The sequence below is a fragment of the Geodermatophilus sp. CPCC 206100 genome (assembly GCF_048569675.1).
Taxonomy (GTDB): Bacteria; Actinomycetota; Actinomycetes; order Mycobacteriales; family Geodermatophilaceae; genus Geodermatophilus.
Genome location: NZ_JAQISV010000037.1, coordinates 1 through 24,738, shown reverse-complemented (window position 1 = coordinate 24,738; position 24,738 = coordinate 1). Strand labels below are relative to the sequence as shown.

25 protein-coding genes, 4 tRNA genes and 1 pseudogene are annotated in these 24,738 nt (G+C 75.7%); 15 read left to right on the top strand and 15 right to left on the bottom strand.

All coding sequences use genetic code 11. The features are described 5' to 3' along the window. Positions 1–95: 95 nt before the first annotated feature. On the top strand, positions 96–1,007 hold the full coding sequence (gene pdxS, locus PGN05_RS17235; protein WP_419753786.1) for a pyridoxal 5'-phosphate synthase lyase subunit PdxS: 912 nt from the start codon (positions 96–98) through the stop codon (positions 1,005–1,007). Then, positions 1,004–1,687, top strand: coding sequence for a pyridoxal 5'-phosphate synthase glutaminase subunit PdxT (pdxT, locus tag PGN05_RS17230; RefSeq protein WP_419753785.1), 684 nt, complete (start codon positions 1,004–1,006; stop codon positions 1,685–1,687). Before pdxS ends, pdxT begins: the two co-directional genes overlap by 4 nt. Before the next feature lie 146 nt (positions 1,688–1,833). Here the strand turns inward: pdxT and PGN05_RS17225 are convergent, their stop codons facing one another. Further along, on the bottom strand, positions 1,834–2,241 hold the full coding sequence (locus PGN05_RS17225) for a DUF1232 domain-containing protein (protein WP_419753784.1): 408 nt from the start codon (positions 2,239–2,241) through the stop codon (positions 1,834–1,836). Positions 2,242–2,292: 51 nt separating this feature from the next. Between PGN05_RS17225 and PGN05_RS17220 the strand changes: the two are divergent. Further along, positions 2,293–2,517 (top strand): annotated as a pseudogene (locus tag PGN05_RS17220) (aldehyde dehydrogenase family protein); the annotation flags it as partial. A gap of 85 nt (positions 2,518–2,602) precedes the next feature. On the opposite strand, the gene PGN05_RS17215 reads toward PGN05_RS17220, so the two are convergent. Further along, positions 2,603–2,675: transfer RNA gene (locus PGN05_RS17215), tRNA-Lys, on the bottom strand. A 332-nt stretch (positions 2,676–3,007) separates the two neighbouring features. Between PGN05_RS17215 and PGN05_RS17210 the strand changes: the two genes are divergently transcribed. After that, positions 3,008–4,000 carry a hypothetical protein gene (locus tag PGN05_RS17210; protein WP_419753783.1) on the top strand — a complete coding sequence of 331 codons (993 nt, stop codon included), beginning with the start codon at positions 3,008–3,010 and terminating at the stop codon, positions 3,998–4,000. Between the two features lie 178 nt (positions 4,001–4,178). On the opposite strand, the gene PGN05_RS17205 is transcribed toward PGN05_RS17210, so the two are convergent. From PGN05_RS17205 to PGN05_RS17195, 3 genes are all read right to left on the bottom strand, one after another. After that, entirely contained in the window at positions 4,179–4,373 is a 195-nt protein-coding gene (locus PGN05_RS17205; protein WP_419753782.1) for an ANTAR domain-containing protein, read from the bottom strand. Between the two features lie 527 nt (positions 4,374–4,900). Beyond that, the gene (locus PGN05_RS17200) at positions 4,901–5,767 is read right to left on the bottom strand and encodes a hypothetical protein (protein ID WP_419753781.1); all 867 of its coding nucleotides are present in this window, start codon (positions 5,765–5,767) and stop codon (positions 4,901–4,903) included. Between the two features lie 39 nt (positions 5,768–5,806). Further along, complete coding sequence (locus tag PGN05_RS17195) at positions 5,807–6,685, bottom strand: Rieske 2Fe-2S domain-containing protein (protein WP_419753780.1); 879 nt, start codon at positions 6,683–6,685, stop codon at positions 5,807–5,809. Between the two features lie 141 nt (positions 6,686–6,826). On the opposite strand from PGN05_RS17195, the gene PGN05_RS17190 reads away from it, so the two are divergent. From PGN05_RS17190 to PGN05_RS17180, 3 genes are read left to right on the top strand one after another with little or no spacing between them, the layout of a single operon-like run. Beyond that, positions 6,827–7,330 (top strand): GtrA family protein, encoded by a 504-nt coding sequence (locus tag PGN05_RS17190; RefSeq protein ID WP_419753779.1) that lies wholly within the window; start codon positions 6,827–6,829, stop codon positions 7,328–7,330. 39 nt (positions 7,331–7,369) lie between these two features. Continuing rightward, positions 7,370–8,887, top strand: coding sequence for a metallophosphoesterase (locus PGN05_RS17185; protein ID WP_419753778.1), 1,518 nt, complete (start codon positions 7,370–7,372; stop codon positions 8,885–8,887). Between the two features lie 23 nt (positions 8,888–8,910). Further along, positions 8,911–9,240 carry a hypothetical protein gene (locus PGN05_RS17180; RefSeq protein WP_419753777.1) on the top strand — a complete coding sequence of 110 codons (330 nt, stop codon included), beginning with the start codon at positions 8,911–8,913 and terminating at the stop codon, positions 9,238–9,240. Between the two features lie 11 nt (positions 9,241–9,251). On the opposite strand, the gene PGN05_RS17175 is transcribed toward PGN05_RS17180, so the two are convergent. After that, a complete protein-coding gene (locus tag PGN05_RS17175; protein ID WP_419753776.1) occupies positions 9,252–9,905 on the bottom strand; it encodes an AMIN-like domain-containing (lipo)protein in 654 nt (217 codons plus the stop codon). A 151-nt stretch (positions 9,906–10,056) separates the two neighbouring features. Between PGN05_RS17175 and PGN05_RS17170 the strand changes: the two genes are divergently transcribed. The 3 genes from PGN05_RS17170 (at position 10,057) to PGN05_RS17160 (ending at position 10,325) form a co-directional block, all read left to right on the top strand. Further along, positions 10,057–10,129: transfer RNA gene (locus PGN05_RS17170), tRNA-Glu, on the top strand. Between the two features lie 24 nt (positions 10,130–10,153). Next, positions 10,154–10,227 (top strand) — tRNA-Asp (locus PGN05_RS17165). 24 nt (positions 10,228–10,251) lie between these two features. Further along, positions 10,252–10,325: transfer RNA gene (locus tag PGN05_RS17160), tRNA-Phe, on the top strand. 88 nt (positions 10,326–10,413) lie between these two features. Here the strand turns inward: PGN05_RS17160 and PGN05_RS17155 are convergent. From PGN05_RS17155 to PGN05_RS17145, 3 genes are all read right to left on the bottom strand, one after another. Then, on the bottom strand, positions 10,414–11,403 hold the full coding sequence (locus PGN05_RS17155) for a glycosyltransferase (RefSeq protein WP_419753775.1): 990 nt from the start codon (positions 11,401–11,403) through the stop codon (positions 10,414–10,416). A 108-nt stretch (positions 11,404–11,511) separates the two neighbouring features. Beyond that, positions 11,512–13,224, bottom strand: coding sequence for an NAD(P)/FAD-dependent oxidoreductase (locus PGN05_RS17150; RefSeq protein ID WP_419753774.1), 1,713 nt, complete (start codon positions 13,222–13,224; stop codon positions 11,512–11,514). After that, positions 13,217–14,101 carry a hypothetical protein gene (locus PGN05_RS17145; protein ID WP_419753773.1) on the bottom strand — a complete coding sequence of 295 codons (885 nt, stop codon included), beginning with the start codon at positions 14,099–14,101 and terminating at the stop codon, positions 13,217–13,219. The genes PGN05_RS17150 and PGN05_RS17145 overlap by 8 nt, the downstream gene beginning before the upstream one ends. Positions 14,102–14,269: 168 nt before the next feature. Here PGN05_RS17145 and PGN05_RS17140 point away from each other — a divergent pair, with 168 nt between their 5' ends. Further along, positions 14,270–16,882: an ATP-binding protein gene (locus PGN05_RS17140; protein ID WP_419753772.1), complete on the top strand. Its 2,613-nt coding sequence runs from the start codon at positions 14,270–14,272 to the stop codon at positions 16,880–16,882. Here PGN05_RS17140 and PGN05_RS17135 read toward each other — a convergent pair. From PGN05_RS17135 to PGN05_RS17125, 3 genes are read right to left on the bottom strand one after another with little or no spacing between them, the layout of a single operon-like run. Continuing rightward, on the bottom strand, positions 16,860–17,288 hold the full coding sequence (locus PGN05_RS17135; protein ID WP_419753771.1) for a VOC family protein: 429 nt from the start codon (positions 17,286–17,288) through the stop codon (positions 16,860–16,862). The genes PGN05_RS17140 and PGN05_RS17135 overlap by 23 nt on opposite strands. Positions 17,289–17,337: 49 nt before the next feature. Further along, positions 17,338–17,775 (bottom strand): helix-turn-helix transcriptional regulator, encoded by a 438-nt coding sequence (locus tag PGN05_RS17130; protein ID WP_419753770.1) that lies wholly within the window; start codon positions 17,773–17,775, stop codon positions 17,338–17,340. Continuing rightward, entirely contained in the window at positions 17,772–18,494 is a 723-nt protein-coding gene (locus PGN05_RS17125; protein ID WP_419753769.1) for a phosphodiesterase, read from the bottom strand. The genes PGN05_RS17130 and PGN05_RS17125 overlap by 4 nt, the downstream gene beginning before the upstream one ends. A 186-nt stretch (positions 18,495–18,680) precedes the next feature. On the opposite strand from PGN05_RS17125, the gene PGN05_RS17120 reads away from it, so the two are divergent. Beyond that, entirely contained in the window at positions 18,681–18,878 is a 198-nt protein-coding gene (locus PGN05_RS17120) for a hypothetical protein (protein ID WP_419753768.1), read from the top strand. A 172-nt stretch (positions 18,879–19,050) separates the two neighbouring features. Continuing rightward, the gene (locus tag PGN05_RS17115; protein ID WP_419753767.1) at positions 19,051–21,093 is read left to right on the top strand and encodes a transglycosylase domain-containing protein; all 2,043 of its coding nucleotides are present in this window, start codon (positions 19,051–19,053) and stop codon (positions 21,091–21,093) included. 4 nt (positions 21,094–21,097) lie between these two features. Here PGN05_RS17115 and mftG read toward each other — a convergent pair whose 3' ends face one another. Together mftG and PGN05_RS17105 are read right to left on the bottom strand one after the other, a co-directional pair. Continuing rightward, positions 21,098–22,717: a mycofactocin system GMC family oxidoreductase MftG gene (gene mftG / locus PGN05_RS17110; RefSeq protein ID WP_419753766.1), complete on the bottom strand. Its 1,620-nt coding sequence runs from the start codon at positions 22,715–22,717 to the stop codon at positions 21,098–21,100. After that, positions 22,714–23,583: an MBL fold metallo-hydrolase gene (locus PGN05_RS17105; protein ID WP_419753765.1), complete on the bottom strand. Its 870-nt coding sequence runs from the start codon at positions 23,581–23,583 to the stop codon at positions 22,714–22,716. The genes mftG and PGN05_RS17105 overlap by 4 nt, the downstream gene beginning before the upstream one ends. Positions 23,584–23,641: 58 nt before the next feature. On the opposite strand from PGN05_RS17105, the gene PGN05_RS17100 reads away from it, so the two are divergent. After that, positions 23,642–24,166: a hypothetical protein gene (locus tag PGN05_RS17100; protein ID WP_419753764.1), complete on the top strand. Its 525-nt coding sequence runs from the start codon at positions 23,642–23,644 to the stop codon at positions 24,164–24,166. A 61-nt stretch (positions 24,167–24,227) separates the two neighbouring features. Here the strand turns inward: PGN05_RS17100 and PGN05_RS17095 are convergent, their stop codons facing one another. Then, positions 24,228–24,557, bottom strand: a complete 330-nt coding sequence (locus PGN05_RS17095) for a M23 family metallopeptidase (protein WP_419753763.1) — start codon at positions 24,555–24,557, stop codon at positions 24,228–24,230. On the opposite strand from PGN05_RS17095, the gene PGN05_RS17090 reads away from it, so the two are divergent. Then, positions 24,550–24,738: hypothetical protein (locus PGN05_RS17090; RefSeq protein ID WP_419753762.1), on the top strand; the 189-nt coding region annotated here is incomplete at its 3' end. The two genes, PGN05_RS17095 and PGN05_RS17090, sit on opposite strands and share 8 nt — an antisense overlap.

The window sequence follows — 24,738 nt, the reverse complement described above, 5'->3', positions numbered from 1 at the left end:
CCTCCTGCATCCGCTCGGTTTGGACTTCTGCAAGGACCAAGGTAGCGCCCACCGTGGAGGAGCCACGATCCAGCGGCCCCCGACAGAGGACGACCATGAGCGAGCAGACGCCTCCCACCTCCGGCACCGGCACCGGCACCGACCGCGTCAAGCGCGGCCTCGCCGAACAGCTCAAGGGCGGCGTGATCATGGACGTCGTGACGCCCGAGCAGGCCCGCATCGCCGAGGACGCCGGCGCCGTCGCCGTCATGGCACTCGAGCGGGTGCCCGCCGACATCCGCGCGCAAGGCGGGATCGCGCGCATGAGCGATCCCGACATGGTGCAGGGGATCATCGACGCGGTGTCCATCCCGGTGATGGCCAAGGCCCGGATCGGTCACTTCGTCGAGGCGCAGGTGCTGCAGAGCCTCGGCGTGGACTACGTCGACGAGTCCGAGGTCCTCAGCCCCGCCGACGAGGCCCACCACATCGACAAGCGCGCGTTCACCGTGCCGTTCGTCTGCGGCGCGACCGACCTGGGCGAGGCGCTGCGCCGGATCGACGAGGGCGCAGCGATGATCCGCTCCAAGGGCGAGGCCGGCACCGGCAACGTCGTCGAGGCCACCCGGCACATGCGCGCCCTGCGCGCCGGCATCCGGCGGCTGGCCGTCCTGGACGAGACCGAGCTGTTCGTCGCCGCCAAGGAACTGCGCGCGCCGCACGACCTGGTCGTCCAGGTGGCCCGCGCGGGCAGGCTGCCGGTCGTGCTGTTCACCGCCGGCGGCATCGCCACCCCCGCCGACGCGGCGATGATGATGCAGCTGGGCGCCGAGGGCGTGTTCGTGGGCTCCGGCATCTTCAAGTCCGGCGACCCCGCCCGGCGGGCGGCGGCCATCGTCCAGGCGACGACGTTCCACGACGACCCAGCCGTGATCGCCAAGGTCTCGCGCGGCCTCGGCGAGGCGATGGTGGGCATCAGTGTGGACACGCTGCCGGAGTCGCAGCGGTTCGCCGCCCGCGGCTGGTGAGCCCGCCCCGGGTCGGGGTGCTGGCGCTGCAGGGCGACGTCCGCGAGCACCTCGCCGTCCTCACCGCGGTGGGTGCCGAGGCGGTACCGGTCCGGCGCCCGGCGGAGCTGGCCGCCGTGGACGGGCTGGTCCTGCCCGGCGGGGAGTCGACGACGATGGCGAAGCTCGCCGTACGCACCGGGCTGCTCGAGCCGCTGCGCGACGCCGTCCGCAGCGGGCTGCCCGTCTACGGGACGTGCGCCGGGCTGGTGCTGCTGGCCGACCGACTGCTGGACGCGCCGCCGGACCAGCCCACGATCGGCGGCCTCGACGTCACGGCGCGCCGCAACGCCTTCGGCCGGCAGGCCGAGTCCTTCGAGTCGCGTGTGCCGCTGGCCGGCGTGCCGGGAGAGCCCTTGTCGGCGGTGTTCATCCGCGCGCCCTGGGTGGAGCAGGCCGGGCCGGGGGTCGAGATCCTCGGGCAGGTCGTGGGTGGAGCAGCCGACGGCAGGATCGTCGCGGTGCGCCAAGGCGACGTCCTGGCCACCAGCTTCCACCCCGAGCTGACCGGAGACACCCGGGTGCACGCGATGTTCGTGGGGATCGTGCGTGGCGCGGTCGGCCGGCGGCGGCACCGCACCTCGACGTCGACGGAACCGGCAGGCTCTCCAGCCCGCATCTCGGCGTCGACGACGACCTGACCGAGCCGGCCGCTCGAACGGCCGCCGCGGCGAGCGAGGCGGGCAGGCGCGTGTGGGCGGGGTGCGGGTGCAGCAGTCGCCGGGCAGTCAGCGACGCCCGGGCAGCGCCCGACAGCTGCTGCACCACCGAGGCCACCGGATGGCCCTCACCCGGAGAGCCGGGTGGCGCGACGCAGCGCCGCGAGCCCGTCCGCGGTGCCTGGCCAGTGCCGGCCGACCGCATCGACGCCGGCGTGGCGGACGACCGAGCGCAGCACCAGCACGACGAGCACGGCGTCGTCGGCGTAACCGAGCACCGGCACGAAGTCGGGCACGAGATCGATCGGTAGTGCCAGATAGACCAGCAACAACCACAGCCGGACGCGCACCCCGCGGGCCAGGCTGGGATCTCCGGCCAGTCGGCGCACGAGCCGCAGCACGTCCGGCAGCAGCCGCAACAGCTCCCGCAGCCGCAACTCGTCCGGCCGGGACCGCCACAGAACCGCCATCAGGGCGAGCCAGCAGAGGAGCAGGCCCCCGACGACGCCGACCAGCGTCCACGCCCACCCTGGCACCGGACACCACCTCTCGCGGCTCCTGGACCGCCGGCGCAGCGGCGGTCGGGTGTGGCCCCCCGGTCGGCTCGACCCAGGCAACCACGGGTCGTCTCAGACCCGGCAGGGCCGGCCGGCGACGGAGCGCGCGCCGAGCGGGTGGCCGCCGGCCTGCGCTGCGGCACCGTCTGGATCAACGACTACCACCCATACGTCCCTGGAGCAGAGTGGGGCGGACGCGGGCAGTCCGGCATGGGCAGGGAGCTCGGGCCCACTGGGCTGGCCGAGTACCGCGAGCTCAAGCACGTGTGGCGTCGTCGGTCACCGCAGTTCAGCGGCTGGCTCGGACAGTCGGTCACGACCGACTGCAGGGCGGTTTCGGTGGGCCCCGTGGGGATCGAACCCACAACCCGCGGATTAAAAGTCCGCTGCTCTGCCAGTTGAGCTAGAGGCCCAGGGGATCCGTAGTTCCATCGGTGTTGTCCTCGGGGTTTCCACGAAGCCCGACTCGGCCCTCGGATCCCGCCGCCGCGGAGCCTACGGCAGGCCGATCCGCGGCGAGCGCACCGCGACGGTGCATCCCCGCCCTGGTCGCTTCCCCTACTGGATCGGCCCGTATCCGTCCTCCAGGCGGCACGGCGTTCCGCTCTACGACAGGTACCGCCCCGTCCGCGAGCAAGCAGGCGGGATCGGGATGCTCCGCAGAGGCCGCGCCCATCGGGCCGCTTCGGCGACCACGAGTCGCGGTCCAAGCACGCACTGTCACCGAAGTGACATGCTTCCGCTCATGGTCGAGAACGACGAGGTTCCGCACGCGGCGCAGCAAGCGTCAGGCACTGATGTGTTCCGGGTGCAGACCACACGGCCGGACGGCACCGAGGAAACCGTCGAGGTCATCAAGACACATGGCGGATACCTGACGCGCGCAGACAGGCCCGCCGGAGCCACGGGCACGCCGAACAGCACCAGTGCGGACCCGGTCGCGCTCGTGCAGGCAGCACTGGTCGTCGACGCCGTGAACAGCGTCCGGATCACGCCGGCAGTCTGGGGACCCGCTCCCTCGGAGTTGCTGGCGGCACTGCGCATCGACCCCTCAGCGCTCGACGGGGAGCAGGGCGATGACAGGTTCGACATCATGGTCGAAGGCCTGGAGGAGCGCATCGTGGCCGTCCCGTGTTGGGTGGGTGACTCCCACGTTGCGGGTCTCGTTCACGAAGGACGCGTCGTTCCGGTGTTCTTGGACGACGGGGAGGCGCTCGCGGGTGACGAGCTCGCTGGGTACACGTGGTCCAGCGAGAGCGGCGGTGCTCCGATCAGCTGGAACGGCGGCGCCGAACTGCGGCGGTTGAACGGGCCCCTGGGCCTCGACCACCGCTGGGGTGACATCGAGACTGGGAGCTCACTCGTCGAACTCCCCGCGGATTCTGCCGCCCTCGCCCAACTCATCGGCGACTGGCTGAGCGGCGAGGACGGCACCAGCCTGCTCGGCGCCGCCTTCGCGTACGAACCGTTCGACCCGGGCGGGTCACTGTCGGCCGAGGACCGTGAGGAGTGGCAGCATCTCCTCAACGCCGTCGACGTCACCGTCATCCTCGCCCTCGACGCGGGTACCCAGCTCCTGGTGCGCCAGGTGCTCGAGCGCCAGGACGACTACGCGGCCCTCACGGACGCGCTGGCGCACCCAACGGGCCGGGACGGACAGAAACTCCAGCGTGCACTCGAGAAGTTCGCCGACCACGGACGCGTGTTGGAGGACGTGCTCAACTGGCGCACCGACTGACAGCCCGACTCGCAGGTCGCGACTGCCGCCCCGCTGAGCCGGCGCCCGTTACGCGTTCTACTCGTTCGCGACGTTGCCCCCCGGGCACCAGTCAGCTGGCGACCAGGACCGGCTGGTGCGAACAGAGCGCATTCCACTACCGAGGACGGCGGACGTCGGGAGCCGATCAGGGGTGTCGTCAGGCTCCGGGTCCGGTGCGGCCGCGCCCCGTCCCCGGCCCCGGGCGACCTCCGTCGCCCCCCGGCTGCCCGCCGAGCAGCTCGCCGGTGTGCACCAGGTGGTCGGCGACGTCCCGCACCTTCCGGTTGAGGCGCATCGACGCCTGGGCCAACACCTGGAAGGCCTGGTCGACTGGGAGCTCGTAGTGCTCCATGAGCACCCCCTTGGCCTGGTCGATGACCGCGCGCGACTCGAGTGCGCGCTGGAGGTGGTCGGCCGCGTCGCGGGCGTTCCGGTAGGCGTGCAGATTGCCGGCCGCGACGGCGGCGTAGGGCCCGAACCGGGTGGCGAACGCTCAGCTGTAGCCGCCGAACGCGGCCACCCCGCGCGCGTAGATGTTGAGCGCGCCGCTGAGCTCCTGCTCCGCGTCGATGGCCAGCGGACCGAGAGGGAGCTGAGGCAGCCGAGCCGGCTGGAGAACACGAAGAACACTCCCGAGCAGGTGCCCCAGCGAGCCCTCCTCGAACCGGAACGTGACGGTCCGTGTTCTTCGTCACGGCGTTTCACCTGTTCGGGGGATGCCGGACCCCGCTGTCGACTACGTAGCGTGATCGCAGTCCGAGCGGCACTCGGCGCCCAGCGCGCCGCCGCCCCGGCACCGGCGCCCCCCGACGGGCGCCCCAGGCCCCGGCCCGGTCGCTCCGTTCCCCCCGGGGCGGCCGGGCCGGTCTCCATCCCGCCTCACCCGGCCGGCGCGCACACCCGGTCCACCAGCTGCCACAGCAGGTCCTGCTGGGCCGCGTCGACGGGCAGCCGCACCGGCACCGGGTCGGCGTCGTCCACGACCACCTGCAGCGGGAAGACGAACGGCTGCTTGGTCTCGGCGAGCACGTGCGGCTCGCAGGTCGCCGACGTGAGCGTCACCCCGGCCCGCGCCTCGTCGTCGTCCGCCCCGAGGCCGAGGGGCAGCCCGTCGACGGCGACGTCGAAGACGACGCTGTCCCGGACGTCGACGGCGGACACCGCGCGGTCGTCGTCCCCCCGCCGGCGCAGGACGAGGGTCCCGGTGACCTCCTCGTCGCCGGCCGTCATCCCGGTCAGCACGACGTCGACGACGGCACGCACCCCGGCCAGCGCGCACTCCTCCTCGTGCACCACCTCGAGGTCGTCGCCGGTCAGGGGTACGCGGACCTCCTCGACGGCACCCCCCGGCCGGGTCACGCTGAGCCGTGCCGCGGCCGGCGACGGACCGCCCGTGCACACCGGCGCGCCGTAGGGCGTGGGCAGGTCGATGACCCGCCCCGGCCGGAACTCGGCCGTGACCGCCGTGGCCGGCTCCGGCACGAAGCCCGGGGAGTCGATCGCGACGGCGGTGACGGTGAACGGCTCGTCGCCGGTGTCGCTCACGCGGACCTGCACCTGACCGCCGACCACCACGTCGGTGCGCAGCCGCACCACCTCGGCCTCGACCCCCGGCACCGCCGGGACGGCCGGGGCGGCCGGGGCGGCCGACGACGGCGCCGTCCCCGCCGGCCGGGCCGCGGGCGGCTCCCCGCTGCACGCCGCGCACAGCAGGACGACCGCCGCTCCCAGCGCCGCGCCCCTCATGGCGCCGCAGCGTAGGACGGGCGGACCCGCCGGGAACCCCTACTCGTGCCGGCCGGGGAGGCGGGCCATGACCCGGCCGGCCTCCATGCGCACCTCGAGCTTCTCCTGGGGGTTGGCCGCCGGCCCGCGCCGGGGCGCACCGTTGTCCAGGTCGAACGCCGACCCGTGCCACGGGCAGACCAGGCAGTCCGATCCGCGTACCTGCTCGACCGAGCCCTCGTACAGCGGGCCGGACAGGTGCGAGCAGGCCCCCACCATGACGTCGACCCGCGTGCCGCGGCGGACGACGGCCAGCGGGACGTCGACGCTCGCGCCCTTGCCGGGCCGCAGGGCCGGGCGCCCCTCGGGCAGGTCGTCGAGCGGACCGAGGTCGAGCCAGTCGGTGCTCAGCGCGCGGGCCGCCGTCACGGCGTGCGAGGCCCCCGAGGACTGCGCGTAGGACATGTGCCCACCGACGGCGGCCGAGCCGCCCGCGACGCCCAGCCCGGCGTAGGCGAGCACCCGCCCCAGCCCGTCCCGGCCCCGGCCGCGCGCGACGAGGGACCCGACGTAGAGGCCGAGCGCGACGGTGTTGGCCAGCGCGTGTACCGCCCCGAGCCGGCGCACCCCCACCTCCTGCTCCGACCAGTCGGCGGCGCCGGACAGGGCCGCGGGGACGGCGGCGGCGACGCCCGTGCCGATGAGGACCGTGGCCGCCGGCCGCAGCCGCGGAACGGCGTCCAGGAGCCCGGCGGACACCCAGCTGCCCACGGGGACCTGGACGAGGACGGGGTGCAGCGGATGGCCGAGCCAGGTGCCGTGCAGCAGGTCCTTGACCCCCTGCGGCAGCCCGTCGCGGACCGCCCGGCGGGCCGGCTCGATCGCCTTGTCGAAGGTCGCCACGTCTGACAACCGGTCCAGGATCCCCATGAGGCTCATGGCGCACCCCTACCCTGGGCGCGCGGCGACGATGCCGTCGCTCCGGGGTGCAGCAGGACCGCCGACCCACCGTTTCGGGTGACCGGGGAATAAGGGCTGGCCCCCAGGAGATTGTCAGAGGCACCCTGGACCGTGCACCCCGTGACCACTGGAAGGACCGTCGTGACCTGCCCGTCACTGCACTCCCGCCGTCCGGTGGCCGGTGGCGCGGTCGGGAGCATCGCGGCCCGGGTCCGGGGCGAGGACATGCTCGGCCAGTTCGCCCGGTTCGTGCTGGTCGGCGGCGTCACCACGGTCGTCTACGCGCTGCTGTTCATCACGCTCCGGGCCCTCGGGTACCTGCCGGCCCACCTGATCGCCACGGCCGCGTCCACCGCCCTGGCCAACGAGCTGCACCGCCGACTGACCTTCCGCGCCGGCGAGCGGGTGCACTGGTTCACCGCCCAGTGGGAGGCCGGCGGCATCACCGTCATCGGCCTGTTCGCCACCAGCGCGGCCCTGGGCGTGCTGGACTCCACCGTCGGCTCGGTCAGCATCTACGTGCAGGTGTCCTGCGTCGTCGCGGTCACCGGCCTGATCGGGCTCATGCGCTTCATCGCCCTGCGGTGGATCTTCCGCGCCACCCCGGCGGTCGACCCCGCCTGACACCCGCCACAGGAGTCCCGGCTCGCTAGCCTGGGGACGGTGAGCGAGCCGAGCCCTCCCGGTGGCGCCGCCCGACGGGCGGAGCTGCTGCGCACCGCGCGACGCTGGGCCGTGCGGCTCGTGGTCGCCGGCGCGGGCGCGCTGCTGGGCATCCTCCTGCTCGGCCGGGTCGACGCCCCGCTCGGGCCCTTCGACGCGACGATCGCCTTCCGCCCCGGCGGCGGCGGGGCCGACCTCGACGTCCCCCCGCTGGGCGCGCTGCAGGTCGACGCCTACGACGGTCCGCTGCGGCTGGACATCCAGATCACCCGGGTCGACGAGCTCCGCGCCCAGGTCCTGGCCACCGACCCCGCCCGGCTGGACGGCGTGGTCGACCGCGTGGCAGCCGACCTGCGGAACGCCGTCGAGCGGGTGGCCGTGCTCACCGCTCTGGCCGCCGTCCTCGGGGCGACGGCGACGTCCCTGCTGGTGCTGCGGCGCCGTCCGGAGCCGGTCATCGCGCTGGGGCTGTCCACCGCCCTGGTCGCCGGGACCGCCGGCCTCGGCGCGCTGACCTGGCGGCCCGAGGCGCTGTCGCAGCCCACCTACACCGGGCTGCTGGTCAACGCGACCAGCCTCATCGGCAGCGCCCAGGACATCGTCGCCCGCTTCGACGCCTACCGGGCCTCGCTCGAGGACCTCGTCACCAACGTCAGCACGCTCTACTCGACCCTGTCCGCCCTCCCCCCGCCCGGCGGGGCCGCCAGCACGGTGTCCCTGCTGCACGTGTCCGACCTGCACCTCAACCCCGCCGGCTTCGACCTGGTGCGCCAGGTGGTCGACCAGTTCGACGTCGACGGCGTCCTCGACACCGGCGACATCACCGACTGGGGCAGCCAGCCGGAGAACCAGCTCATCACGGCGGTCGGCGACCTCGACGTCCCCTACGTGTTCATCCGCGGCAACCACGACTCGGCCGTCACCGCGGGCCTCGTGGCCGCCCAGCCGAACGCGACCGTGCTGGACGACTCGGCGGTCGGAGTGGCCGGGATCCGGGTCGTCGGGACGCCGGACCCCCGCTTCACCCCCGACCCCGCCACCGACGGCGACGCCGAGTCGCTGGAGGAGAGCGGGGAGGGCCTCGTCGAGGTCGTCGAGGGCCTGGACGAGCCGCCGGCGATCGCGATGGTGCACGACCCGGAGCAGGCGACCCCGCTGGACGGCGACGTCCCCGTGGTGCTGGCCGGCCACACCCACGAGCGTGAGGTCACCGAGCTCGACGGCGGCACCCTGCTCATGGTCCAGGGCTCCACCGGCGGCGCCGGGCTGCGGGCGCTACAGGGCGAGTTCCCGGAGCCGCTGACCTGCACCGTGCTCTACCTCGACCCGGTCAGCGGCGCGCTGACCGCCTACGACGACATCACGCTCGGGGGCCTGGGCGAGACGGAGGTGACCATCGAGCGCGTCGTGGTCGCCGCGTCGACGGACGACGGGGAGGACGGCGACACGGAGGACGGCGCCGGGGAGGACGGCGCCGGGGAGGACGGCACCTCACCCCCCGCCTCCCCGACGGAGTGAGGCAGGGGATCTACCCTCGGCCCATGTCCACGACGACGTCGACCCGCGCCGCCCGGCTGGCCGCCGCCGCCCTCGCCGGTGGGCTCGCCCTCGCCGGCTGCTCCTTCTCCTCGAACAACTTCTCGTGCAGCGGCAGCTCCTGCTCGGTGACGCTGAACGGAGAGGGCTCCGAGGTCGAGATCCTCGGGACGTCGCTGGCGTTCGGCGGCGTCCAGGACGGGCGGGCCAGCCTCAGCGTGGGCGGCGCCAGCATCTCCTGCGCCCAGGGCGAGACGGTGAGCGCCGGCTCGCTGACCCTGGAGTGCACCACGGTGGAGGCCGACTCCGTGGAGCTCACCGCCTCGCTCGGCTGAGCGGCGGGCGGTCAGCCGCGGTCGGCGATGTCGACCACGATCCGGGTCGGCTCGGCGAGCGCGTACACCCGGAAGGGCACCTCCGCCGCCGTTCCGACGAACGCCACCGACGTCCCCTCGAAGGTGGCGTCCCAGGCGACCTCCGTCACGACCTGGGTGCCTGAGCCCGGCAGCGGGTCGGGGCCGCTCCACTCCTCGACCCCGGTGTCGTACGGGTAGCCCATGCCGGTCAGGGTGACCTGCAGGACCGCCTCGCCGGCGACCTCGACCGGCGCGCCGCTGCCCTGCGAGCTCGCCTGGTCGACGTAGCGGACGTCCCAGCCCGGCGTGCCCGTGCCGCCGACCTCGAACACGACGCGGTCGAAGCCCTGCTGCCGGCCCGTCCGGATCTCCGCGACGGTGCCCCGGGAGTCGGCGGACGCCTCCTGCTCGTCGGGCCGTGCGTCCCCGGGGAACGGCGTCGGCTCGGCCGGCGCGGGATCGCCCTCGACCGGGGTGTCCTCGGGGCTGCCGGTGGCGACGCTGCCGGCCGATGCGCTCGGGCTCGACGCCGGTGTGGTGCCGGGCGACGCCGCGGGCGTCCCCCCACCGTCGCCGCACGCGGAGAGCACCGCGGCGGCCAGCAGCAGCGACGGACAGGCCCGGAGGACGGCGCGGCGACTCACCCGCAGAGCGTGACACCCCTCCGGACCGTGACGACGCCACCGCGCGGCCGTGTCGCCGTCCGGCGCAGCCCGCACCCGCTCCGCCGGGCACCCCGTGTCAGGGGTGCGGCCGGGACCATGTATCGTTCTGTCCTGCCCCCGGCGAACACGAGCCCCCATCGTCTAGCGGTCCAGGACGCCGCCCTTTCAAGGCGGTAGCACGGGTTCGAACCCCGTTGGGGGCACGGCACCACCAGCAGTACCAGCAAGGCCCTGTAGCGCAGTTGGTTAGCGCGCCGCCCTGTCACGGCGGAGGTCGCGGGTTCGAGTCCCGTCAGGGTCGCTTCCCCGGTGGACACACCGGGAGGGGCAGGTAGCTCAGTCGGTACGAGCGCTCGCCTGAAAAGCGAGAGGTCGGCGGTTCGACCCCGCCCCTGCCCACACACACCGCACCGCGGCCCGATCCGGGCCGCCGTCCCCGAGGCCGGCGCCCGCGGGACCCGAGGCGGCGCCCGCCGCATCCGCCCGGTCAGCCGGCGCGGTCGGCCACCACCTGCGCGTAGACCTGGGCGTGCACGTCCTGGATCGCCGCCCGCTGCGCGTCCCGCCAGGAGCGGTCGGCCGGCCGGGGCGCGGGCCGGGTCAGCGCCGCCGCGACGGCGGCGTCCAGCGACACCGGGTCGAAGCCGCGCTCCTCGTCGCTGTCGTACACCACGACGTCCGACCACTGGTCGGCGAACCAGCCGCAGCTGGGGGCCACCACGCGGGTCCCGACGTCCCGGCAGATCTCCAGGTCCCGCGAGTGGGTGCCGCACTGCTCCGGCAGGACGGCGGCGTGCAGCTCCTGCAGCTGCTCCGGCCACGCCTCGACCTTGAGCGGCACGTACTCCAGGGTGTCGGCCGCGGCCGGGACCGGCGGCGGCTCGACGCCGTCCGCGAGCAGCACCCGCAGCCGCCCGCCGCCGTTGACCGCGCCGGCCAGTGCGGCGCGGACGACCCCCGCGGCGTCGGGCACCGCCGGGCCGTGCCCGCGCAGGGCCAGGCCCACCAGCCCGCGCTCGGCGCCCAGGCCGGGCACCGGCGTCACGATCGAGGGGTGCGCGACCACGATCGCCGTCCGGCCGAACCGCTCGGCGATGTCGTCGGCGGCTCCGGGCGTGAGGGTGAGCACCACCTCGGCCGTGGCCAGCAGCGCGGCGAGGTGCGCCTCGTAGCGCCGCGGCGAGGCCGACGTGGGGTCGCGCAGCTGGTGCACCGTCGTCACCAGGGGCAGCCCGGTCCGCCGGACGGTCTCCGTCCAGCTCACCATCTCGTCCTCGGGCAGGTGCGCGTAGCCGGAGTGCACGTGCACGACGTCGACCCCGGACGCGTGCGCGGCGAGGTAGGCGGGGTCCAGCCAGGGGCTGGGCTCGTGCGCCGGTCCGGCTCGGAGCACGCCGGCCGGCAGGACGGCGTCGACGTAGGCGTCGGTGTGGGGAACGGTCACCACCCGGATCCCCGCGGCTTGGGGCGCACTCACTGGGTCCTACTCCTCCTGCGCCGCGCTCTGCGACGGCAGGGGCGGTTCTTCCTTCGACGGGACGGATCGTTCCGATACCCATGGTCCGGAGAGCGGAACCCTGGAACGTCACCCTCGGTGCGCAGCCCCACCCGAAGGAGTCAGGCGCAGCGAGGCCAGGTGGGCGTGCACCAGGGTGATCGCCAGCGCCCCCTCGCCCACGGCCGACGCCACCCGCTTCACCGACCCCGAGCGGGTGTCCCCCGCGGCGAAGACGCCGGGGGTGCTCGTCTCCAGCAGCCCGGGCGGCCGGTCCAGCGGCCACGCGGGGTCGAGGTCCGGCGCGGTCAGCGCACTGCCGGTGATCAGGAACCCCCACCGGTCGCGCGCCAGCGTGCCGGCCAGCCAGTCGGTGCGGGGCTCGCTGCCGATGAGGAGGAACAGGACGCCCTCCTCCTCGGTCTCCTCGCCGCTGTCGAGGTCGCGCACCGTGAACGACTCGAGGAACTCGGTGCCGCGCCCGCTGACCACCTGCGCCCGCGGTCGGACGTCGACGTTCGGGAGCGCCGCCAGCTCGCGGATCAGGTAGTCCGACATGGTCTCGGCGAGCCCGTCCCGCCGGACGAGGAGCGTGACCCGGTCGGCGTAGCGCGACAGGTGCACCGCGGCCTGCCCGGCGGAGTTGCCGCCACCCACGACGAACACGTGCCGCCCGCGCATGGCCGGCGCCTCGCTGACCGCCGCGCCGTAGAAGACCCCGCGGCCGGCCAGCTCCTCCAGCTCCGGGACGCCGATCCGCCGCCAGGCCGCGCCCAGCGCGAGGATGACCGTCCGCCCGCACACCGACGTCCCGTCGGACAGCGCGAGGTGGTGGACGCCGTCCTCGCTCCGCAGCCCCTGGGCGTAGCGCATGAAGTGGAAGGTGCTGCCGAACGCCCACGCCTGCTGGTAGGAGCTGAACGCCAGCCGGTTGCCGCTGATGCCGGTCGGGAAGCCCGGGTAGTTGCGGATCATCGAACTGGTCCCGGCCTGCCCGCCGACGGCCTCGGCCTCCAGCACCAGGGTGGACAGGCCCTCGGAGGCGGCGTAGACGCTCGCGCCCAGCCCGGCGGGACCCGCGCCGACCACGACGACGTCGTAGACCGCCGAGGGGTCCAGCGGCTCGAACAGCCCGAAGGCCTCGGCCACCTCCAGGTCGGTGGGGTCCTGAAGCACCGGGCGCTCGGGGTGGAAGCGCATCACCACCACGGGCAGCCGCGGCGAGTCCAGCTCCAGCCCCTGCAGCAGCGCCTGGCCCCGCTCGCTGTCGGCCTCGTAGAAGCCGAGCGGGATGCGGTTGCGGTTCATCTGGTCACGCAGGTGCTGCGCCCGCGGCGACCAGCGCTCGCCGATCATGACCACGGCCTCGCGGCCGGCGCCCCGGCGGGTCGACCACTCGTCGAGGACCTCGGCCACCGCGCGGTTGAAGTCCTCGTCGGCCTGTTCCTCCGGCGCGTAGACCCACCGGTCGAGCTGGCCCAGGGTCAGCGCCTCGAAGATCGGGCGGGCGGTCTGCCACGCCCCCCACCGGATCAGCGCCACGGCGAGGGACGCGGGGTGCCGCGTGTGCAGCGAGCGCAGCACCGCCAGCCCGTCGGGGTCCTCGTCGCCGAACCCGCCGAGGAGGGCGGCCACCGGCGGGTCGCCCCAGGCGGCCAGCGCGGCCGGCACGTCCTCGGGCCGCATGCAGGCGATCACCACGTAGTCGCCGCCGTAGCGCCGCTTGAGCTCCCGGACGGTCGCCAGCCGGGGGGTCTCGTCCCGGCAGACGACGACCAGCGCCGCGTTGTAGCCCTCAGCCATGCCGGCCCCTCACCGGCGCCGGCGCCAGCCGCCAGCCGGCCGCGCCGGTGCCGATGACGGCGACCACCATGACGACCAGGACCCACGCCGCCGGGTCGCCCCACTCGACGGTGTCCGCGAAGCGCGCCACCGCCACGGCCACGAGCACGCCGAAGACGGTGTAGGCGATCGACGCCGTCCGCAGCCGCTCCAGGTCACCGGCCACCGCGGCCAGGGCCGTGGCCACGCCGAAGGCGACCAGCCAGGCGGCCACGGCCCGGGAGGTGAGCGGCGTCAGCGGCCACGGCCACAGCGTGCTCGCCGCCGCCGGGGCGGCGAACAGCACGGCGCCGACCCCGGTCAGCACGACGGACTCGGCGCCCAGCAGGCCGCGCAGCACCCGGGGCACCGGGTGCGTGGCCGGCGGGTCGCTCCCGGCCGCCCGCTCCTGCGGCAGCAGCAGCGCCAGCATCCCCAGCGGGACGACGACGTAGACGGTGAGCCAGAACCACGCCGCGGCCTGGGCGATCAGCGGCCGGTCGGCGAACTCGGCGGCGAAGTGGAACCGGTCCAGGTGCAGCAGCGTCGCGGCCAGCGTGATCACGACGAAGACCAGGATGGTCAGCAGCGGTACCCGGGTGCGCGCCCAGACCCCGTCCCGCAGGGACAGCACCACGAGCACGCACCCGGACGCGTAGCCGGCGCCGAGGAAGGCCGCGGTCAGCGGTGGCTGGATGGTCCAGGCGAAGGTCTGGTCGGTCTGCTCGGCCAGCACGAACAGCGTCACCACCGCCAGGGCGGTGAGCAGGCTGAACGCGGCCAGCAGCACCCGCATGGCCGGCAGCAGTCGGCGCGCCGGCGGGGCAGGGGTGGTGGTGCGCGTGGCAGCGGGGTCCACGGGACCTCCCGTAGCTCTGTGATTCCCCCGTGCCACGAAGTCGGACGGGTGGATCGAACCACCGGACCCCGCCCGTGTCACCGCCTTTCCGCGGCCCCCGGACGTCCCTAGACTCGCGACCGAACCGCAGCCGGAGGGACCGCCGACGGCCCCCGGCGGGAGGTGTCCGTGGCCGTTCCGGTCCCGGCGGGCGAGGATCCCCCGCCACCGATCGCCACCCCCGACCAGCGGCTGCGCGTCTTCGTGTCGTCCACGCTGGAGGAGCTGGCCGCCGAGCGCCGGGCGGTCCGCGAGGCGATCACGCGGATGCGCCTGACCCCGATCCTGTTCGAGCTCGGCGCCCGGCCGCACCCGCCGCGCGACCTCTACCGCGCCTACCTGGCGCAGAGCGACGTCTTCGTCGGCGTCTACGGCGAGCGCTACGGGTGGATCGCGCCCGGCATGACGATCTCCGGCCTGGAGGACGAGTTCGAGCTGTCGGCGGGCCGGCCCCGGCTGCTCTACGTCCGCCGCGACGCGCCCGGCCGCGAGCCGCGGCTGACCGACCTGATCACCCGCATCCAGGCCGACGGCGGCGCCTCGACGACGCCCTACGACGACCCCGCGCAGCTGGCCGAGCTCGTCGCCGACGACCTGGCGGTGCTGCTCACCGAGCGGTTCGCCGCCCCCGCCGCCCCGCTGCCCGGCCTGGCCGCCGGCTGGCTGCCCACGCCGTCCGCGCCGATGGTCGACCGGGCCGACGAGCTGGCGCTGGTGACCGGCCTGCTGGCCGACCCCGCCGTGCGGCTGGTGACGCTCACCGGCCCGGGCGGCACCGGCAAGACCCGGCTGGCGCTGGCCGCCGCCGAGCGGCTCGTCCCCGAGCGGGACGCCGTGTGGTGGGTCGACCTCGCCCCGCTGCGCGACCCCCGCGAGGTCCCGGTGGCGGTGGCCGCGGCGCTGGGGGTGACCGCCGAGGGCCGCCGTCCGCTGCTGGACCTGGTCGCCGAGCGGCTGGCCGGCCTGCGCGCGGTGCTGGTCGTCGACAACGCCGAGCAGGTGCTCCGCGCGGCGCCCGCCGCGGCGCCGCTGCTGGCCCGCTGCCCCGGCACGCAGCTGCTGGTGACCAGCCGGGCGGTCCTCGGCCTGCGCGGGGAGCACGACGTGCCGCTGGGCCCGCTGGCCGTGCCCGCGCCCGGCGACGACCGGCCCGACCGGGTCGGCGCGGCACCGGCCGTGGAGCTGTTCGTGGCCCGCGCGCAGCGGGCCGACCCGTCGTTCGCCGTGACCCCGGGCAGCGCGCCCGCGGTGGCCGAGCTGGTCCGCCGGTTGGACGGGCTGCCGCTGGCCGTGGAGCTGGCCGCTGCCCGGGTGCGCACGCTGCCCCCGGCGCTGCTGCTGCGGCGGCTGGGGCGGGCCCTGGACCTGCGCGGCGCGGACGTCGACGCGCCCGGCCGGCAGCGCACCCTGCGGGACACCATCGCCTGGAGCCACGACCTGCTCAGCGACGGGGAGCGGGCGCTGCTGGCCCGCCTCTCGGTCTGCGCCGGGGGCTGCACGCTGGACACCGCGGAGGCGGTGGGCACGGTCGACGACGACCTCGACGTCCTGGAGACGCTGTCGACCCTCGTCACGCACAGCCTGGTGACCTCCAGCGACCCCGGCAACGGCGAGCCCCGGTTCCGGATGCTGGCGCTGGTGCGCGCCTTCGCCGCCGAGCGGCTGCGGGAGCGCGGCGAGGAGGAGGCGGCGCGGCAGCGGCTGGCCGAGCACCTGGCGGAGCTGAGCGCCGAGGCCCGCCGGGGGCTCTCCGGCCCGGACCACCGGCTGTGGCTGGCCCGCCTGGAGGCCGAGGCCCCCGACCTGGAAGCCGCCCTGCGCTGGGCGGTGGACACCGACCGTGCCGAACTCGCCGTCCGGCTGGCCGCGCCCCTGGCCCGGTGGTGGTGGGCACGCGGGCTGCTCGCCACGATGGCCGAGCTCGCCGAGCGGACCGCCGCGCTGCCGTCGGCGGCGCAGCTGCCGCCCGACCTGGCCGGTCAGCTGCTGTGGGCGCGAGGCGCGACCCGGGTGGCCCTGGGCCGGGTGCCCGAGGCACGGCCGCTGCTGGAGCAGCTGGTGGCCGACGCCCGCGCGCGCGGTGACCACTGGCTGCTGGGGCACGGCCTGAACGGCCTGGCGATGACCCTGCCGCCGGGGAATCCGCAGCTCGCGCCGATGCTCGACGACGCCCTCGTGGAGCTGCGCGCCAGCGGGGACACCTGGTCGGTCGCCTTCGCCCAGCTGTTCCGCGGCGCGGTCGCCGTCCTCGGCGGCGACTCCGACCAGGCCCGGCACCTGCACCGGGAGGCGCTGGACCTCGCCCGGACGCTCGACGACGACCAGCTCGCGGCCACCCTCTCCGACCAGCTGGCGCTCGACGCCCTCCTCGCCGGCGACCTGCCCGCCGCGCGGGACTGCCTCGTCGAGGCGGCCGAGCTGCACCGGCGGGACCGGGACCTGGAGGGGCTGGCCTACTGCCTGGACGGGCTGGCCGGCCTGGCGCTGGCGCTCGGGGACGCGGCGCAGGCCGCCCGCCTCTCGGGCGCGTCCGCCGCCGCGCGGCAGGAGCTCGGGGTCGCCGTCTGGCCGCCGCTGCAACCGCTCGCCCGGCAGCTGTGCGACGCGATCGCGTCCACCCTCGGCCCCGACGAGGACCGCCGCCAGCGGGACGCCGGGGCCCGGCTCGGTCCCTGGGCGGCGCTGGACGAGGGGCTGGCGGGGGTCCGCGACGCGGCGATCAGTGGGGGTCCTCCGGGGTGAAGGGCCGCCGCTCGACCAGGGACAGCCAGTTGCCGGAGTTGTCCCGCATGACCGCCTCCACGCCGTAGGGGCGCTCGGCCGGCTCCTGCAGGAAGGTGACCCCTCTGGCCGAGAGCTCCTGGTGGGTCTTCCGGCAGTCGTCGACGGCGAGGCCCAGGCCGCCCATCGAGCCCTTCTCCAGCTGGCTCCGGACGAACGCGGCGGCCGCGTCGTCCAGCGGCGGGCCGGGGGTCATGAGGGTGACCTCGAGCTCCGGCTGGCTGGGATGGGCGACGGTCACCCAGCGGAAGCCCTCCCCCATCGTGATGTCGGTGCGCGCCTCGAAGCCGAGGACGCCGACGTAGAAGTCGCGCGCCGCGCTCTGGTCGAGGCAGTAGACGGTGACCAGGGAGATGTTGGTGATCATGCCGGCGACGGTAGGGACGGCGTCGCGGCCGGCGCTTCTCCCGGATTGCTCAGTCCCCGCCGGCCGTCCCGCCGAGGTCGACGACCCCGCGCACGAACAGGAAGCACCCCGGCACGTGGGCCGCGCCGCGAGCGGCCCAGCGGTCGCGGTAGGCCGCCGGGGACTCCCCCACGAGCCGCCGGAAGCGGGTGGAGAACGAGCCGAGGCTGGCGTACCCGACCGCCATGCAGATCTCGGTCACCGTGAGGTTGGCCGAGCGCAGCAGGTCCTGGGCCCGCTCGATCCGCCGCCGGGTGAGGTACCGGATCGGCGTCTCGCCGTACGCGGCCTCGAAGCAGCGGACGAGGTGGTACTTCGACACCCCGGCGACCCGCGCCACCCGGTCCAGGTCCAGGTCGTCGGCGAAGTGCTGGTCGATGTGGTCACGGGCACGGCGCAGGTGCACCAGCAGCTCCGGTGACCCGCTCCGGGTCGGCGTCGCCGTCACGACCCGACGCCCGGTGCGTGCGCGTCCTCCTGCCGCTGGCCAGCGCGGGACCGCCCCTGTCGCGCCGCCGCGTAGGCCGGGGCGCGGAACCGGGCCATCGGGCCGTCGGGCACGAGCCCCGGCGGCGGGTTGCGGACGGCGTCGAAGCGCACGTCGGGGTCGAACGCGTCGACCGGCCCCAGCAGCCGCAGCCGCGCGAACGGCCGCCAGGGCCCGGTGCCGCGGGCCACGGTCAGGGTGAACGCGGGCCGGCGCCGGGCGACCGCGTCGGCCAGCGGACCGGGATCCGACGGCAGCGGCCCGCAGCCGGGCTCGGGCAGCGCCGCGACCAGCAGCGTCCCGGCCGCGGACCGGTAGCCCATGATCGAGGAGTAGACGGCGGCGGCGTCCCGCCGGGGCACGGTCACCCGCCGGCCGAGCGGCCCGCGGCCGGTGCTGGACAGCAGCAGGTCCACCGGGCCGTCGGGGATGCGGATCGCGAGGCCGAGCAGGTCGGGCAGGGGCGCGGGCAGCCCGGCGCCGCGGGAGAGGCGGACGACGACCGGGCGGGCCTCGCCGGCACCCGGCCACGGCACGCCGTCCGCGATCGGGCCGCAGCGTTCGAGGACGGCGTCGAGCACCACGCCCCGCGGGTGCATCGGCTTGCCGTGCCGCCGGTGCGCGAGGGCACCCAGCGGGACGGCGGCGGCGCGTCCGGCCCATCGAGGCAGGTCCAGCACGGGGTCCTCCTGTCGACGTCGTGCACCGCCCTTACCCCGCCGGAGCCCCTCCGCCCACCTCGACTGGGCCTCCCGTGACGGGTGGGACGAGCGGGTCGCGGTCCGGCAACTCCTGTGCAACGGTCGGCCGGAGTCGGTGGGGATTGGCCCTGTGGGGCGGAGCGGTCCGGCCCATAGGTTCGGTACATGTTCACGACGCTCCTGGTGATCGGCGGTGTCCTCCTGGGGCTCGTCGCCCTGCTCGCCCTCATCGTCAGCCTGAGCGCCCGACCGACCCCCACCCGCAGCACCAGCGCCCGCGGCGCCGGCTGGGTGGCCGACACCGGCCGCAGCCACCCCGACGCCTGGGCCGCCCCGACGGCGGAGCTCCCCGCGGTCCGCTGACCGCCCCTGGTCCCGGCGTCCCGGCGGCTGCGGGCAGCGCGCCGCCGGGACGCACCGGCCCGATCCGGCACCGGCCGGCACCGCTCCCCCTGTCCCGGAACGGCGCCGTACGCCATCATCGGACCGCGCCCACCCGCTCACTCCGAGTGGTCCGGCGCCGGCGAGGTCGCAGATGGCACGGTCGCTCCGGGAACCCCGTCCCCACCCCCGGCTGCGCGCCGCCGGCCTGCTGCTGGTCGTCCTGCCGCTGACCGGTGCGCTGCTCGCCGCCCTGCTCGTGCCATGGGTCGTCGGACCCGGGCTGGCCGCCAGCAACTCCGCCTCGCTCCTGGCTCCCCTGCCCGTCGAGCTCACCGACGCCACCCCGCCGGGCAACACCGTCGTCCTGGCCGCCGACGGCTCGGTGATCACGAACATCTACCGGAACAACCGGACGCCGGTGGGCGCCGACCAGATCGCCGACGTGATGGAGCAGGCGCTGGTCGACATCGAGGACGAGCGGTTCTACGAGCACGGCGGCCTCGACCTCGAGGGCACCGTGCGGGCGCTGCTGCGCAACGTGACCGCCGGTGCGGTGCAGGAGGGCGGCTCGACGATCACCCAGCAGCTGGTCAAGCAGACCCTGCTGCAGACCGCCACCACCCCCGAGGACCGGCAGGCGGCCACCGAGCAGAGCCTGGGGCGCAAGCTGCGCGAGGCGCGGCTGGCGATGGCGCTGGAGGAGACCTACGAGAAGCAGGAGATCCTCACCCGCTACCTCAACATCGTGTACTTCGGCGAGGGCGCCTACGGCGTGCAGGCCGCCGCGCAGACCTACTTCGGCGTCAACGCCGCCGACCTCACCCTCCCGCAGGCGGCGATGCTGGCCGGCCTGGTGCAGACCCCGGCGAGCGACAGCCCGCTGGCCGACCCGGAGCGCGCCCGGCAGCGGCGCAACGTCGTCCTCGAGCGGATGCACGCCCGCGGGCACATCACCGACCAGGAGCTGGCGGAGGTGTCGGCGCTGCCGGTGGAGACCAACCCGGCACCGGCACCGCCCAACGGCTGCGTCGACGCGGTCATCGGCGGCTTCTTCTGCGACTTCGTCCAGCGGCACGTCACCGGGGCCCTCGGCATCCCGCAGGAGCGCCTCGAGGCCGGCGGCATCACGATCCGGACGACGCTGCGGCCGGACCTGCAGCGCTCCGGCGACGCCGCGGTGCTGACCGGGCTGCCGATGGGGGACCCGGTCGCCGCGGTGTTCACCGCCGTCGAGCCGGGCACCGGGAAGGTGCTGGCGATGAGCGTCAACCGGGTCTTCGGCTTCGACGCCGCCGACCCCGCGCAGGAGTCCGTCAACCTCAACGAGGCCGCGAGCAAGGGAGCCGGCTCGACCTACAAGGTCTTCGTGGCGGCCGCGGCGCTCGAGCGGGGGTTCCGGCCCGAGCACGTCATCACCACGTCGAGCCCCCACGTGTCCTCGGTCTACCGCAACGGCTCCGAGCCCTACACGGTGCAGAACGTCGGGGACATGCCGCCGACGCTGACGATGACCGAAGCGCTGATCCGCTCCTCCAACACCTACTTCGTGGCCCTCGAGGACCAGCTGGGCAGCGTCGAGGGCCCGGTGCGGGCCGCGCAGCGCATGGGTCTGTTCTCGCTGGACCCGGTGGCCGACCAGGTGGTCGCGGAGAACCGCGGCTCGTTCACCCTCGGCGCCGAGGCGACCAGCCCGCTGGCGCTCGCCAGCGCCTACTCGACGCTGGGAGCGAACGGCACGCAGTGCGACCCCCTCCCGGTCACCGAGATCCTGGACCGGAACGGGCAGCCGCTCCTGCGCGACGACGGGACGCCGTACCCGACCGGTCCCTCCTGCACGCCGGACGCGGTGCCGCCGGCGGTCGCCACCACGCTCAACCAGATCCTCGTCGGCGACACCGCGCTGCCCTACGGCACCGGCGTCCGCGCCGCGATCCCGGGCCACCAGATCGCCGCCAAGACGGGGACCGCCCAGGACCGGTCCTCGGTCGCCTTCGTGGGCTACACGCCGCGCTACGCCGCCAGCGTGATGCTGTTCAACCCCACGGCGAACGTGGACGTCGGTGGGTTCGGCGGTGGCCTCGGTGGGCCGATCTGGCGCAACGCCCTGGCACCGATCATCACCGCCGAGGCCCCGGCGTTCTTCCCGCCGCCCGGCATCCCGCTGGGTCCGCCGCCGCCCCCGCCGCCGGCCTGAGCGCCTAGCCGTCGAGCACGAGCTCGGCGGCCCGCTCGCCGATCATCACCGCGGTCGCGGCCGGCCCGCGCGAGGTCACCCGCGGCATGACCGAGGTGTCGACCACCCGCAGCCCCGCGACCCCCCGGACCCGCAGGTGCTGGTCCACCACCGCCCCGGGGTCGGCGTCCGGCCCCATCCGGGCGGTGCCCGCGAGGTGGACGGCGGTGGCCAGGTGCCGGCCGATCCAGCGGTCGAGCTCGCGGTCGTCGGCCAGGACGTCGTCGGGCAGTCCGGTGCGCTCGGCGACCAGCGGCGCCATGGCCGGCGTCCGCAGCAGCTCGGCGGCCAGCCGCACGCCCTCCCGCATCCGCCGCCGGTCGGCGGCCTCGGTGAGGTAGCGGTACTCGAGCCGGGGCTGGACCAGCGGGTCGGTCGTGGTCAGCGACAGCCGGCCGCGGCTGTCCTCCCGCTGCAGCGCCACCCCGAGGAACAGGTCGTCGCGGCGCCGGGCGGTGTCGAGCAGGCGGTGCAGCGAGGCCCGCCGCAGCGCCCGCAGGGTCGCCGCGGGCCGCCGGAGCACGGTGGCCACCCCGGCCGCGGTGCCGCCCACCATCACCCGGCTGAACGGCTTGAGCCAGGGCAGCACCTCGAGGTCGCCCGGGGTGTCGGCTCCCTCGCTGGTCGCGTTCAGCACGCTGTGCAGCGGCAGGAGGTCGCGCGGCATGGGCAGCCGTCGCGCCGGCCGGTAGGTGACGTAGAGGTCGGGGTGGTCCGTGAAGTCCACGCCCACCCCCGGGACGTCGGCGACCACGTCGATGCCCAGGGCGCGCAGCGGGCCGGCCGGGCCGATCCCCGACAGCAGCAGCAGGTGCGGTGAGCCGACGGCGCCCGCGCTGAGCACCACCTCGGCGGCCCGCACCACGCCGTCCGCCGTCTCGACGCCGACCGCCCGCCCGGACTCGACGACGACCCGGCGGACGTGCACCCCCCCGCGCACGGTCAGCCGCGGCGACCCGCGGCGCGGCGAGAGGTAGGCCATCGCGGTGTTGGTCCGCACGCCGTCGGTCACGTTGAACGGGATGGGGCCCCAGCCGGGCGCGCCGCCGGCGTTCTTGTCCGGCTCCGCGGCGAACCCGAGCTCCTCGGTCGCCCCGCCGAGGGCGTCGACGAGGGGGTGGCCGGAGCGCGGCCGCGCCACGGGGACCGGTCCGTCGGCGCCGTGGCCGGGCCGGTCGCCGTGGTCCCGGTCGGCCTCCAGCCGGACGAAGGCGGGCAGCACTCGCTCGGCCGACCACAGGTCGTTGCCGGCGGCGGCCCAGCCGTCGAAGTCGGCCGGGGTGCCGCGGATGAAGTAGCCGCCGTTGAGCGCGCTGGACCCGCCGACGACCCGGCCCCGCGGCACCGGGAAGGTGACCTCGGCGGTGAGCTCGCCGGCGAGGTCCCAGTTCGCGGGGTGGCCGGGCACCGCGGCACCCATCCGGGCGGCGTCCCGGAACTCGGCGGGGAAGTCCCCGGGCTGAGGGTGGTCGGCGCCGGCCTCGAGCAGCAGGACCGTCCGGCCGGCGTCGGCCAGCCGGGCCGCCAGCGGCGCGCCGGACGTGCCGGCGCCCACGACGACGACGTCCCACTCCCGCGGCGTCACGCCAGGCGCACCGGCCCGTCGAGCGCCCCCTCGACCCGGCTCTCGGCGACCAGCTTGACCAGCGTCGCGCGGGTGGACTGGGCGGCGGCCGGCCACACCTCCCGGGGCACCTCCGCGTAGACGGTCGCGACCAGCTCGTCGACCGTCCGCGGCCCGGCGGCCAGCGCGGTCAGCAGTTGCGCCTCCCGCATCGCGCGGTGCGCCAGGTAGAAGTCGAGGACGGCACCGGGGTCCTCGGTGAGCTCCGGGCCGTGCCCGCAGTACAGCGCGCTGGGCCCGAGGTCGTGCACCCGGCGCAGCGACTCCAGGTAGGCGAGGACGTCGCCCTCGGGGTGGGTCACGACCGACGTGCCGCGGCCCAGCACGTGGTCGCCGGCCAGGACCGCGCCCGACTCCAGCCGGAAGGCGAGGTGGTCGGCGGTGTGCCCGGGCGTGGGCACCACGCGGATCGCCGTCCCGGCCAGCTGCAGCAGCTCCCCGGGCGCCAGCACCCGCCCGCCCGGGCCGGCGACGCGGGGGTCGGCGGCCGCGACGCGCGCGTCCAGACGGGCGCCCCACGGCAGCGCGGCCTCGGCGTGGTCGCCGTGGTGGTGGGTGACGAGGACGGCGACACAGCGGGCGTCCCGCGCGGCCAGCACGGCCTGCACCGCAGCCAGGTGCGCCGGGTCGTCGGGTCCGGGGTCGACGAGCACGGCCTGCCCGCCGCCGGGTGCGCCGACGACGTAGGTGTTGGTGCCGTCCAGCGTCATCGGCGAGGGGTTGGGCGCCAGCACCCGGGTGACCAGCGGCTCCAGGTCCGCCGTCCGGGGCATCGCGCCCGGCGCCGGGAGGTCCCAGGTCGCGCGCGGGTCGGCCGGGGTCTGCACGCCCGGCACGCTAGCCGGGCCGGCGGGGCCCGGCGCGGGCAGCGCTAGCGTCGGGCCCATGCGCACCCCCGCGACCCTGCTCCGCCCCGCCGTCGCCGCCGCGGCGGTGGCCGCCGTCCTGCTCACCGCCTGCGGCGGGTCGGGGGACGAGGAACCGGCCGCGTCGTCCAGCGCCTCCGCGTCGAGCTCGGCGCCCGCGACCTCGTCGTCCGCGGCGCCGACCACCTCCTCGGACCCGGCCGTGGCCGCCTTCTGCGAGCGGGGCCAGCAGTTCGACGAGGTCGCCGAGAGCCTGCAGACCGCGGCCCCTCCGGAGCTGCCGGGGATCCTCCAGCAGGCCGTGACCGCCTTCGACGACGTCCAGCCCCCGGCCGAGATCGCCGCGGACTGGCAGACGGTCGGCACCGCGCTGCGCCAGCTCGCCGACGCCTCGACGACGCTGGACCTCAACACCCCGGAGGGTCAGCAGCAGCTCCAGCAGGCCGCCACGCAGGCCTTCTCCTCGGCCGGCCCCGCCCAGGCCAGCGTGCAGGCGTTCTCCTCGGCCAACTGCGCGACCCCGTCCGCGGCGCCTCCGAGCTAGGAAGCGCGCCGGCCCCCGCCTCTCGCGGGCTCACGAGGGGCGGGGGGCAGGGGGTCCCGCCTCAGCAGCCGCTGATGGTGACCCCGCGGGCCCGCATCCACGGCACCGGGTCGATCTGGCCGCCGTACAGCCCGCCGCCGGGGTGCACCTCGAAGTGCAGGTGCGGGCCGGTCGACTGGCCGCGGTTGCCCACCTCGGCGATCTGCTCACCGGCGGAGACCCGCTCGCCGGCGCTGACGAAGTACCGGTTGACGTGGCCGTAGACGGTGACCGCGCCGTCGTTGCCGAGGATGTAGACGGCGTAGCCGAAGCCGGTGGCCGTGCCGGCCCGCTGGACGACGCCGGAGTGGGCGGCGTACACGGGGGTGCCGATGGGGGCGGCGATGTCCACGCCGCCGTGCAGCGTGCCCCAGCGCCGGCCGAAGCAGCTGGAGGTGCGGCCCGCGCTGGGCTTCACGTACGGCCCCGACCCGCCGGAGGCGGTGGCGGCGCCCGCCGGGGACGCCGGCGACGCCGCCCCGCGCGGGCTGCTGGCGGCGGCGTTGCGGGCGGCGGCGGCCGCGGCGGCTGCC